Genomic DNA, 12,197 nt, shown 5'->3' with positions numbered 1-12,197 from the left:
AGAAAAAAGCCGCTGCACGAGGCTGCGGCTTTCTCTATTAATAAAAGTAAGGGAAGAATAAACTGCTTAATAAGAAGAAAGGGAAAAATTGACGTCTAAATCTGCGGAATCTTCTAGGGTAACGGCCATAATAGCCATAAGGATATTGACGCTGATTGTTGTTCATGTTGTTATCATAATCATCATCACCAGCAGGCATCAGCATCGTAACCCCTTCTTGATTGACATCCTCAATGATTCCATCGTACATACTTCCATCATTTGTACCAAATTGTACTAAATGCTGCATGAATTGAGTACAGAAATTATACATTTCTTCTTGAGAAGGTTGATCCATCTGTCCATTTCCATTCATCATCTCAGGCGGCATTTGTCCATTCATGCCTGGCATCTGCATCTGTCCGTTGCCATTCATCATTTCAGGCGGCATTTGCCCATTCATACCTGGCATCTGCATCTGGCCAGTACCATTCATCATACCCGGCATCATCTGTCCATTCATACCGTTTTGCATATGGTGATCTCTCATTGCGTTTCTGTTCATGTGTAACATAGTTAATTCAGCCTCCTTGTTTTGCTCTCATCGTTAGCCTATTCATGACCTAGTCAAATGACACAAAAAATTGCAAGAGATATTTAAAGTGTCCAGGCATTATATTTCATTTTATGAATACCGTTTTTAGAGGAGCAAAGTACGGCACAGAAAAGATAAGATAAGAGGGGGGCGGGAATTTGCAAATTCATGTGGTGGTACCGGGAGATTCGGTCTGGTCAATCGCTAGACAATATGAGATCCCTTATCAGATGATTGTAGATGCAAACCAGCTAGAAAACGCCGACCAGCTTGTTGTAGGGCAAGCGTTGGTCATTCCATCAGTCGGGAGATTTCACTGGCTGCAGCCTGGTGAGAATATTTGGGAAGTGAGTCAACGGTATCACATTCCGCCAGAGCTGATAACTCAAGTTAATCAAATTCATTCTACACGCGACGTGCATGTGTGGAAGAGGTTGTATATTCCGACCGAATACCGTCAAAAGCCTGCGATTGATGTGGGTGGTTATATTGATTTAAATATTACAGGGGAAGATTCGGCAAATGTTGTAGGGGATAAGGCCCGCTATTTAACATTTGTGATGGTATTTAGTTACGAAATGAACTACGATGGAACGCTTCGTCCGATTGATGATCAAGCGATTATAAATACTGCATACAGTCAGAATGCGATTCCGCTTATGGTCATTACAAATATTGAAGATGGTGGCTTCAGCACAGAGCTTGCTACAGCTATTTTGCAAGATGAACAGCTGCAGGACCGGCTGCTCGACGAAGCGATCGCAATTATGGAGGAAAAAGGCTACTTAGGGCTTGATTTTGATTTGGAATATTTAGGATCAGAAAATCGAGAAGCCTATAACAATCTTATGAGGAAAGCAAAAGAAAGATTGGATGAAAAAGGATTTTACTTATCGAGCGCGCTTGCACCTCAAGTGGAAGAGGGGATGGAAGGGGTCTTATATGAAGGGCATGATTACCGGACGCATGGCGAGGTCGCTGATTTTGTCTTTTTAATGACCTATGAATGGGGTTGGACAGGAGGACCTCCTAGAGCTGTTGCGCCAATTGACCAGGTAAGGCGAGTGATTGAGTTTGCCGCCTCTCAGATGCCTAATGATAAAATTATGATGGGCATTCCGTTGTACGGCTATGATTGGACTCTGCCATTTGTCGCAGGTCAATCACGTGCGAGAGCCATTGATCATCAAGAAGCGATCAGGCTTGCTGCCACATACAATGCAGCCATTGAATATGACCAAACCGCTCAATCTCCCTATTTCAGGTATGTTGATGAAGAGGGCCGCCAGCATGAAGTGTGGTTTGATGATGCAAGAAGCATTCAGGCTAAATTCGATCTTGTCAAAGAATTTGGGCTGCGTGGTTTATTTTACTGGGTGCTTGGCTGGGATTTTCCACAAAACTGGCTCTTGCTTGAAGACAATTTTATGATTAATAAACGAGTGTAAGTATTTTACCTCTAAGCCCTCTGGTTTAGAGGTTTTTTGATTTCCAATAACACCCTGATTGATGGGGTGCTATTTTGCAAATAGTTAAAGAATGCAAGTTAAACTTAAATAGCAGGTTAAACTTCAATAAAGGATGGGAAAAAAATGACACGACTTTTAGTAAGTGTACTACTATTCATGGCCATTATGATGCCCCATTCTGCCTTAGCAAAAGAGGAAGCTGCGCCAATCATGCTTGTGGTCAAGTCATCGAGTGATGCTGTTCATCAAACAGAGCTTGAGATTCGGTCTTCTCTTGTCAATCGAGCACTGCAAAACATAAGACCCATTCAAAAGGTCCAAGAAATCCCTTTCTCTACCCGCTCGATTTTAGTTGATCAAGGGTATCGTGTACAAGCTTTTTCAATTGATGAAAGAGGGTATTTATATGACCCCTCAACTATGACCAAATATCAATTTGAAAAAGAGGAGATATGGAAGAAGCTAAGGACGTTCTTTAACGGGCTAGAAGAAAAGCATTTTGGTGAATTGATGGAATGGGAAGAAGTGGATAAGCTCATCCCAAGGTACACGAGTTTTACGATTTTAGACCTTGAAACAGGACTAAGCTTTCGAGGACAACGCAGAGCAGGAGCGAATCATGCGGATGTGCAGCCTTTAACACTAGAAGACACAAAAATCATGAAAGAGATATATGGCGGAAAATGGAGCTGGGCGCGTCGAGCGATTCTTATCCAACATGACGGCCGTGAAATCGCTGCTTCTATGCATGGCATGCCGCATGGGGGCGGGGCCCTTGCAAATGGATTTCCAGGTCATTTTTGTATTCATTTTGCAGGGAGTGTAACCCATAAAACGAAGAATTTGGACTTGTCTCATCAAGTAATGATACACAAGGCTGCAGGGTTAGTTGTTCCTTTTGTAAAGCAGCAAACGCCTGAAAACATCGTACATTTATTAGCAACAGCATACAACCATAATGATTCAGACTTGGCCAAATTAATTCATATACCTAAAACCGACATCCGAACGGAAGAATTAAAACAGATAGAGATTATGCGAATCACAAAAGAGCACACACCTAGCTTAGATAACCTTCTGTACCGGGAAATACCATTTACGTACAGGTTGTCTGAGAGAGGGAAAAAGGAAAGAGAACTCACAACCACATTCCGCTTACAAAGAGAATCTCCTCTAAGTGAATGGAGAATGATTAGAACCGCAATCAATTAACATTGCGGTTCTTTTTGATAATGTAGTGTGATATTCACTCAATTAGTAAAAAAACGAAACTGTCTCGTGTTGGAGGCAGCTTCGTTTACAATTCCCTTTCTATTCATCTACATCAACTTCAGGCGGGAGTTTATTAGGCGCACGTCAGGGCCATACCAGCTGACTGTTGCATCTCTTCCTGGCGGCACGTACGTCACACGTTTTGAATGCGTATAACGCTCAATGATGTTCATGCCAGCTTTATCTACGGCATTAAACAAGGTCGATGAAACCTGACAAATGCCGCCGCCGATTCCTTCCGTTAATTCACCGCGCACAATGACTGGTGCTGGAAGGTAACCTCGCTCAGGTGTCCTCTTGCCCACCGCTTTATTAAAGGAAAAGCGTTCATTTGGAAAGACAACATAATTATTAATCGCTTCAGCTGCGAGGGTAATATTATGGGCTCGTTCCTTGTTGTGTGAATTGAAATAGGTAACATAGGCACCCATCTGAACAGCGCGGATCTCTTTTAACAGTTCTTTATCTACTTTTGCAAATAGAGTAAAGGTCGGCACGTCAGTTGAGACCCGTTCGCTTCCGTAAAAATACTCAAAAAATAACTCTCTAAACGCTCTGCGGTCTAAGGTTATCCCAGTTTCTTCAGGGATAATCTGGCCAAATTCATCAAGCTTGGCATTTACAGGATCCATGTACACCTGAGTGGCAATGGTATCCTCAAGCTCAGCGTATTTATCCTCATCTACAGCAGCTCTGCCAAGAATGCCATCTGCAAATTCAGTGCGATGAATGGTAATCAGTGTTTCACCGTCATGGGTTAACGTTAGAGTTTCTTCACTCGGCATAAAAGAAAATAATAGTATGATGGATAGTAGTGCACTTGACATTTTAATGGTAATCACCCCTCAAACTAGTATGAGTCTGGCTCTAGATTTTCATTCGAAAAAAATCGCCAGTGCCGGGGTGTTCCGTTGTATAATGGACTGATGCAGAATACGAACAAACAAAGAAAGGAGATTTAGCGATGAAAGGTTCGTTTGAGCAAAAAAATAAGCCGGACATTGATCCAAAAGATCCACGATTTAAAATTGCTCATCGTGAGGCGCTGATTGGACTCATTTTAGTCATCATAAACTTCGCATGGTGGTACGGCTTTGCATATGGACTTGGCTCTAAGCCAGTGAGTGAATATACATATATATTCGGACTGCCTGCATGGTTTTTCTACAGCTGTGTAGTTGGATTTCTCGTTATGGTTGTTCTCGTCATTATTGCTGTAAAGGGATTCTTCAAAGAGGTTCCGTTTGAGGATGAGGAGGGGGAGTCTAAATGAACTGGCCCGTCATCATTCCACTGATTATTTTTTTAGCTTCAATTTTTGTCGTTGGTTTTTGGTCTTCGAAGTTTTTAAAGCGGTCTGACTCCTTTTTACAAGAATATTTCCTAGGGAGCCGGGAGCTTGGCGGCTTTATATTAGCGATGACCATGATTGCTACATACGGCAGTGCTAGCAGCTTTATCGGCGGGCCTGGCATCGCTTATACCCAAGGATTAGGCTGGGTACTACTTGCAATGGCGCAAGTGGCGACAGGTTATTTTGTCTTAATGGTGCTTGGGAAAAAGTTTGCGATCTATGCTAGAAAATACAAAGCGATTACGCTTGTTGACTTTTTAAAGCAGAGGTATCAAAGCAAGTGGGTCGTGCTGTTTTCTGCCTTCAGCATTATTATCTTTCTATTTTCAGCGATGACTGCCCAGTGGGTTGGCGGTGCGCGATTAATTGAGTCGCTAACTGGGTTAAGTTATACGTCGGCTTTATTTATTTTTGCCGTTGCGGTCCTATTTTACGTTATTATCGGGGGCTTTAGAGCTGTTGCTTTAACGGATACGATTCAAGGTGTGGTCATGGTATTTGGTACATTGATCATATTAATTGGGACGATTATTGCAGGGGGCGGGATTACGAACATTATGCAGGAGCTCGTCGCTGAAAATCCGAATTTGGTTACCCCGTTTGGGCATGACGGTGGATTGACGCCTGCTTATGTCTCATCTTTTTGGATTTTAGTCGGAGTAGGAGTTGTCGCTCTGCCGCAAGTAACCGTTCGTGCGATGTCTTATAAAAATGCCAAGGCGATGCACCGCGCCTTGATTACTGGAACAATTGTTGTCGGTTTTATTATGCTCGGAATGCATTTGATCGGTGTATTTGCACGTCCGATTCTTCCAGGCATTGAAGTGGCTGACAGTGTCATGCCGCTTATTACATTAGAGGTGCTGCCGCCATGGCTTGCCGGCATCGTACTCGCAGCACCAATGGCAGCGATCATGTCAACGGTGGATTCCCTGCTTCTTTTAGTCAGCTCCACTGTTGTTAAGGATGTCTATTTAAATTACATTAAGCCCGATGCAGCTGATAAAGAGGTAAAGAAAATTACCATAGGAACAACCTCGGCTCTTGGTATTTTAGTGTTTATGCTTGCGTTAAGCCCGCCTGATTTGCTTATTTGGTTAAATTTATTTGCATTCGGAGGACTTGAAGCGGCCTTTATATGGCCTGTTATTATGGGACTGTATTGGCAAAGAGGGAACAAACACGGTGCTCTCGCTTCGATGATTGTTGGAGTGGCATCCTATATTCTTATTCATACCTTTGCGCCGAATTTACTCGGTTTGCATACCGTGGTGTTCCCAATCGTATTATCCTTTATTTTCTTTGTGGTCGTCAGTTTACTAACAAAGCCTGCAAATGAAGCTGTCCTGTAGAGGGCAGCTTTTTCATTTATCTAGCAAGTTATAAAAGCGAATTATTTATGAACTAATATATATAAACGTTCGTAAATGGTGTAAAATACCTTGATTATATCATCTGATTCGCGTTATCATTAGTTAAAACCAATCATTTGATAAAGGGGTCGTTACATATGTATGGTGTGCCAAATACAGTGAATGCCAAAAAAATGCTGCTATTAGGATCAGGTGAATTAGGAAAAGAAATGATCATTGAGGCTCAAAGACTCGGAGTGGAAACGATTGCTGTTGACCGTTATGCGGGGGCACCAGCGATGCAGGTTGCTCACAGATGTCATGTGGTAAATATGCTTGATGCAGAGGAACTGCGCAAAGTGATTGAATTAGAAAAGCCAGATCTCATTGTTCCAGAAGTAGAGGCCATTGCAACAGATGCATTGGTTGAACTTGAAGGAGAAGGCTTTAACGTGGTTCCTACTGCAAGAGCGACGAAGCTTACTATGGATCGTGAAGGAATCAGACGTTTGGCAAGAGAAGAACTAGGTCTGCCAACAGCGAATTATGCGTTTGCTGACTCTCTTGAAGAATTAAAAGAAGCGGTTGCTGAAATTGGTACACCATGCGTGATTAAGCCGCTTATGAGTTCTTCGGGAAAAGGACAAACGCTTTGCAAAACATTTGAAGATGTTGAATCCTCGTGGAATGAAGCGATTGAAGGCGGCCGCGGGAAGAGCACACGAGTCATTGTTGAGGAATTCATTCACTTTGATTCAGAAATTACCTTGTTAACAGTCCGCTCTGTATCAGGGACTTCTTATTGCGCACCAATCGGCCATGTGCAAAAGGGTGGAGATTACATACAATCATGGCAGCCGCACCAAATGTCAGCTGCTCAAATCGAGGAATCACAGCAAATTGCTAAAAAGATTACTGATGAACTAGGCGGATATGGATTGTTTGGCGTTGAATTATTCTTAACAAAGGATAAAGTATACTTCAGTGAAGTGTCACCGCGTCCTCATGATACAGGCCTTGTTACATTAGTCACGCAGAATTTATCTGAATTTGCTCTTCATGTTCGTGCGATTTTAGGGCTGCCTATCACTGAAATCGAACTGCATTCAAACGGCGCAAGCCATGCGATTAAAGCAACAGAAGCAAGTAACACGTATCAAATGACAGGTATGGAAGACGCTCTAAGGGTTCCTAACACACAATTACGGATCTTTGGAAAACCGAATGCCCTCAAAGGAAGACGTCTTGCTGTCAGCTTAAGCACGGCTGATACAGTGGACGCGGCATGTGAAAAATCAAAGAAGGCTGCAGAGAAAATTGGCATTATTTATGAGAAGGAAGTCCAACCGATTAACTAGTAATCTTTTCATTGTTTGTAAGCTGGAAAACATTGAATCTACTCCCTTTATTCATCCATAGATGTCACTTAACATCTCACCTATAATGAGGGGAGCGAATAATAAAGGATGATCGGTATGGATAAAGAACAAGCGATTTCATTATGTGAGGACCTTCTGAGGAATGAAGAAGAAGTTTCAGAAGTGACCTATCTCTATCTATTTTGGAATATGAAACAAAACTATGAAACCAAAACATTCGAATGGCTCTTAGCTAATGCCACATTGCTCGCATCTCTTCAGGAACAAGCTGCAGCAAATGAGATCTTTATTGATATGCTAAAGAAAATGAATAGCTATCAAGATGCTGTCAAGCTGATGAAAGACCCGGAGGAAGTAAGAGAATTTAACCGTTATACGAATGTGGTGCCGTTGTTTAGTTGAGATGGTGATGCCCTTAACACTTAGTGTTAAGGGTTTTTTAGTATTTACAGCAGGGAAAGTAAAGGGGCGCAATGATTTCGTGAAAGCATACAATTACCATTCACACCCGCACATATAGTATTTAGATTGACGCAATACGTGTGGATTGACGCAAATCCCTCTTTAAAAGATTCGATTAAGAGGTGAAAGGGCGCATTAAATCATTCAAAGGACGCATATACGGCTTGAAAGGAAACAAAAGCAGACTGCACTCTTTATCTTTTCTTTAGAAATTACGCCTAAATCATATGCTAAACTTTAGTTGTGTGTAATAAGTTATAAGATTGAGATTAGGAGGAAGGTACATATGGTTTGGGATTTTATCTTTATTGGAGCGGGGATTGCAGCAGCTGGTTATTTTATTGGTGAGGGGTTAAAAAACTTCAAAAATCCAAACTCGCCAAATTTTTTTGATTCACTAACGGAAGATGAAGAGTATGGATTAATAAAAGAAAACGAGATTCATTATTTTATGGGGATTTCAAAAGAGGATGCAAAACATTTAATAAAAGAACATCCCCAAATTCCTCATTTAATAATTAATAATACAGTCTATTATCCAAAAGCTAAGGTCAGAGCGTGGCTGAAGAGGGTTGGTGACTAAACGATTTCTGCATGCTAGTAAAAGGGGGAGTATAAATGAGCAAAGTCGTTGTAATAACGGGATCAAATTCAGGTATTGGCCGAGTTGCTGCTTATAAATTTGCAGAGCTTGGCTGTGAGGTCGTAATGGCTTGTAGAGATATGGAAAGAAGTAAACAGATACAAGAGGAAATCATTCAAACGACAAACAACCGGCATATACACCTCATGCAGGTGGATATGTCCTCATTTAACTCAATAAAAGTATTTTGCAAAGAGTATAAAGCACGTTTTAATAAACTTGATATCTTGATACATAATGCGGCTTATATTAATCATGGTTCCCCGCATCGTTTAAATTCCGATAATATAGAATTGACATTTGCCACGAATGTGGTCGGCCCGTTTTACATGAGTGAAATATTGAGAGATGTTTTAAAGCGTGGAGAAAAGCCTGTCATTTTAAATGCATCGAGCAATATCGTTAAGCACTTCTTTGATCCGAAAAAGCACATTCATTTTGAGCACTTAAAGGGTGAGTGGAGTGCTAGTGAGCCATTTAGTGTGTATAAACAATACTGTGAATCAAAAATGGCTCTAGTGATGTTAACCTTCTATTTAGCTGAAAAGTATAAAGAGGAGGGCATCAGAGTAAACGCATTGCAGATCAACGGGGCACGAATGTCACGAGAGACCCTGGATAAATTCACGCTTAAGTGGAGGCTTGCAGCTAGAGCTCAAAATGTATTCTTCCCGCCTCCTGAAAAAATGGCGAAATGCTATGTGGATATTTGTACATCATCACGCTTTAAGGATGTAACAGGGTCACTAATGAACGATAAGCTTGAACTGATGGTGCGTGCAGATGAGGAGCCATCTGTCTTTAAGCAGGTTAAGCAGCTAACCGGATCTCAGTATTATCCGTATTATGCAGATAATCAAGAAGTTAGAAAAAAGCTGATTGAGTTCTGTGAATCGATCATGACTCCCTATCAACAAGATGTTTCAACTCTTTGAACCTTCCTAGCTCACACAAGACACAATAGCTGTGAAGAGGTATAATAGAGGGTGATGACGACATAGACATAGGAGTTTAGATCATGTACCAAAACCTTGAAGAATGTATTGTTGACTTAGAAAAAAATGGGCAGTTAATTCGTATAAAAGAAGAGGTTGACCCTCATTTAGAAATGGCAGCCATTCACTTGAAAGTATTTAATGAAAATGGACCTGCTATTTTGTTTGAAGATGTGAAAGGCTCAAAATTTCCAGCCGTGTCGAATTTATTTGGCACAGTTGAGCGCAGTAAATTTATTTTTAGAAAGACATGGGAAAAAACACAGGAAATCATTGGGCTTAGAAATGATCCCATGAGCGCACTAAAAAGCCCATTTAAACATGTCGGTTCAGGGCTTGCAGCAACGAAAGCACTTCCGCAAAAAAAATCTTCACTACCAAGCACATTTAAAGAAGTGAAGATTTCAGATCTTCCTCTGATTCATCATTGGCCGGATGACGGCGGGGCCTTTGTGACTTTGCCGCAAGTGTACTCAGAGGACCCTGAAAAGCCAGGGATAATGAATGCTAATCTCGGCATGTACCGTGTCCAGTTAAGCGGTAATGAATATGAGCTAAATAAAGAAATTGGACTTCATTACCAAATCCACCGCGGAATCGGTGTTCATCAAGCGAAAGCGGTGAAACAAGGCAAGCCGTTAAAAGTGAGTATCTTTATCGGTGGACATCCATCTCATACCTTATCTGCTGTTATGCCGCTGCCTGAGGGCTTAAGTGAGATGACGTTTGCTGGAATGCTTGCTGGACGACGCTTCCGTTACAGCTATGAAGACGGCTACTGTATTAGTCATGATGCTGATTTTGTGATCACCGGAGAAATTCATCCTGGAGAGACAAAGCCTGAAGGACCATTCGGTGACCATCTCGGTTACTACAGCTTAACCCATGAATTTCCGCTGATGCTTGTGCATAAAGTGTATGCAAGGGACAATGCCATTTGGCCGTTTACGGTTGTGGGACGTCCGCCACAAGAGGACACAGCATTCGGTGATTTAATCCATGAGCTGACTGGAGATGCCGTGAAGCAGGAGATTCCTGGGGTTAAAGAAGTACATGCGGTTGATGCTGCTGGCGTTCACCCGCTGTTATTTGCAATCGGAAGTGAACGGTATACGCCTTACCAAAAAGTAAAGCAGCCGGCAGAGCTTTTGACGATTGCCAATCGAGTACTCGGCACGGGTCAGCTTAGTCTTGCTAAATACCTGTTTATCGCAGCAGAAGAGGACAAGCCGTTATCGACTCATAAAGAAGTAGAATTCCTATCGTATATACTAGAACGGATGGATTTGCGCCGGGATATCCATTTCCAGACGAATACGACGATTGATACACTCGATTATTCTGGAACGGGCTTAAATACAGGAAGTAAAGTTGTGTTTGCCGCTTGCGGAGATAAGAAAAGAGACCTTGCTTCTAGTCTTCCAAGCGAGCTTGAGGGCTTTATGAACGCGCGCTTCGTAATGCCGGGAGTTGTTGCTCTTCAAGCGTCTAAGTTTGAAGACTATACGAAGGTCGAGCAGGAAATGAACGAACTGACCGCTGCATTAAAGCAAAAAGGGGACCTCTCAGGTTGTCCGCTATTTATTGTGTGTGATGACAGTGAGTTCATGAGCGCCTCTCTCAGCAATTTTTTATGGGCAACATTTACTCGCAGCAATCCATCTCATGATATGCACGGAGTAAACAGTTCGATAGAGCACAAGCATTGGGGCTGTGACAATCTAATCATTGATGCAAGAATTAAACCGCATCACGCACCGCCGCTTATTCCCGATGCGACAGTGGAGAAGAAGATTCAGCGCTTTTTTGAAAAAGGTGCAGTGTTAGGGAATTTAAGTAAATAGATAGAGGAAGGAGCTGTCCCTTTTTGGGGCAGCTCCTTGTTTGTTAATGTGAAGAGGTGCAATTATAACGTGAATGTGGGTAATGCCGATTAACATCGACGCATATAGCTGCTGAACCGGCACAAATAGAGCAGACTGACGCAATTAGTGAGTGAAGCCACACAATAACCGGATGAACCCGCGCAATCCTCTCACCAACTAACAAATATACAGCTTCAAAAGAGACAATACATGCTGCCGGGCTATAGCAGCAGCTATTTACTATAAAGCTAAAACCATTAAATCCTCATCATAATAACAGTCATCAATTTTCAAAGCATGTTGATCAACACCGTATGGGGTGAACCCGAGTGATTCATATAATCGTTTTGCTGGGAGATTTGTTGAGGTCACTGTCAAATAGATTCGTTCCATCTCACATTCATTTTTTGCTGTTAGAATCGCTTGCTTCACTAAAGCCTTACCTATGCCAGACTTTCGTTGCTCTGGTGCGACATACATGGCAACGATGGTTCCCCGATGCATGATTTTTTGTTTTTCCTCTTTGAGTAAAGTGACCATTCCAACGAGTTGTTCGTCCACGTACGCGCCAAAAGTTATAAAATGATCGAGTGTAAGGCGTTTTTCTGTTTTCTTCAGCGACCATTTCTTTTCTTCTTCATAACTCGAACTAAACGCTTCCGGATGATGTTTGAGTGCTCGTAGGCGTAAGCATTTGTAATCATAAGCATTCGCAGCATCTAGTAATCGAATATCCATGTCAGAGCCCTCCAATCTATTACTACTCAGTATAACAATAGATTAAAGAGGACGAAATAAATAAGGTAGTGTATCTTTTAATCAGCTCACATAT

Annotated in this window: 12 protein-coding genes; 9 read left to right on the top strand and 3 right to left on the bottom strand. The window is 41.9% G+C overall.

The genetic code is table 11. From position 1 onward, the window contains the following. Positions 1-37: 37 nt before the first annotated feature. Entirely contained in the window at positions 38-553 is a 516-nt protein-coding gene (locus tag BPOF4_RS21220; RefSeq protein WP_012959089.1) for a hypothetical protein, read from the bottom strand. 179 nt (positions 554-732) lie between these two features. On the opposite strand from BPOF4_RS21220, the gene BPOF4_RS10255 reads away from it, so the two are divergent. Together BPOF4_RS10255 and BPOF4_RS10250 are read left to right on the top strand one after the other, a co-directional pair. Continuing rightward, the gene (locus BPOF4_RS10255) at positions 733-2,022 is read left to right on the top strand and encodes a glycoside hydrolase family 18 protein (RefSeq protein ID WP_012959088.1); all 1,290 of its coding nucleotides are present in this window, start codon (positions 733-735) and stop codon (positions 2,020-2,022) included. Positions 2,023-2,166: 144 nt separating this feature from the next. Further along, positions 2,167-3,255, top strand: coding sequence for a hypothetical protein (locus tag BPOF4_RS10250; RefSeq protein ID WP_012959087.1), 1,089 nt, complete (start codon positions 2,167-2,169; stop codon positions 3,253-3,255). A 107-nt stretch (positions 3,256-3,362) separates the two neighbouring features. On the opposite strand, the gene BPOF4_RS10245 is transcribed toward BPOF4_RS10250, so the two are convergent. Further along, a complete protein-coding gene (locus BPOF4_RS10245; RefSeq protein WP_238446459.1) occupies positions 3,363-4,100 on the bottom strand; it encodes a VanW family protein in 738 nt (245 codons plus the stop codon). A gap of 179 nt (positions 4,101-4,279) precedes the next feature. Between BPOF4_RS10245 and BPOF4_RS10240 the strand changes: the two genes are divergently transcribed. The 7 genes from BPOF4_RS10240 to BPOF4_RS10210 all read left to right on the top strand — a co-directional run bounded on the left by BPOF4_RS10240 (position 4,280) and on the right by BPOF4_RS10210 (position 11,344). After that, the gene (locus BPOF4_RS10240) at positions 4,280-4,588 is read left to right on the top strand and encodes a YhdT family protein (RefSeq protein WP_012959085.1); all 309 of its coding nucleotides are present in this window, start codon (positions 4,280-4,282) and stop codon (positions 4,586-4,588) included. Next, positions 4,585-6,021, top strand: a complete 1,437-nt coding sequence (panF, locus tag BPOF4_RS10235) for a sodium/pantothenate symporter (RefSeq protein ID WP_012959084.1) — start codon at positions 4,585-4,587, stop codon at positions 6,019-6,021. Before BPOF4_RS10240 ends, panF begins: the two co-directional genes overlap by 4 nt. A gap of 158 nt (positions 6,022-6,179) precedes the next feature. Beyond that, positions 6,180-7,379, top strand: coding sequence for a formate-dependent phosphoribosylglycinamide formyltransferase (purT, locus tag BPOF4_RS10230; protein ID WP_012959083.1), 1,200 nt, complete (start codon positions 6,180-6,182; stop codon positions 7,377-7,379). A gap of 117 nt (positions 7,380-7,496) precedes the next feature. Further along, the gene (locus tag BPOF4_RS10225; RefSeq protein ID WP_041822433.1) at positions 7,497-7,802 is read left to right on the top strand and encodes a hypothetical protein; all 306 of its coding nucleotides are present in this window, start codon (positions 7,497-7,499) and stop codon (positions 7,800-7,802) included. 346 nt (positions 7,803-8,148) lie between these two features. Next, positions 8,149-8,445 (top strand): hypothetical protein, encoded by a 297-nt coding sequence (locus BPOF4_RS10220; RefSeq protein ID WP_012959081.1) that lies wholly within the window; start codon positions 8,149-8,151, stop codon positions 8,443-8,445. 35 nt (positions 8,446-8,480) lie between these two features. After that, the gene (locus BPOF4_RS10215) at positions 8,481-9,440 is read left to right on the top strand and encodes an SDR family NAD(P)-dependent oxidoreductase (protein WP_012959080.1); all 960 of its coding nucleotides are present in this window, start codon (positions 8,481-8,483) and stop codon (positions 9,438-9,440) included. 83 nt (positions 9,441-9,523) lie between these two features. Then, positions 9,524-11,344, top strand: coding sequence for a UbiD family decarboxylase (locus BPOF4_RS10210; protein WP_012959079.1), 1,821 nt, complete (start codon positions 9,524-9,526; stop codon positions 11,342-11,344). Positions 11,345-11,605: 261 nt separating this feature from the next. Here the strand turns inward: BPOF4_RS10210 and BPOF4_RS10205 are convergent, their stop codons facing one another. Beyond that, positions 11,606-12,103, bottom strand: coding sequence for a GNAT family N-acetyltransferase (locus BPOF4_RS10205; protein WP_012959078.1), 498 nt, complete (start codon positions 12,101-12,103; stop codon positions 11,606-11,608). Positions 12,104-12,197: the final 94 nt, after the last annotated feature.

The organism is Alkalihalophilus pseudofirmus OF4 (assembly GCF_000005825.2).
GTDB classification, from domain to species: domain Bacteria; phylum Bacillota; class Bacilli; order Bacillales; family Bacillaceae_D; genus Alkalihalophilus; species Alkalihalophilus pseudofirmus.
This window is presented reverse-complemented; position numbering and strand designations above follow the sequence as displayed.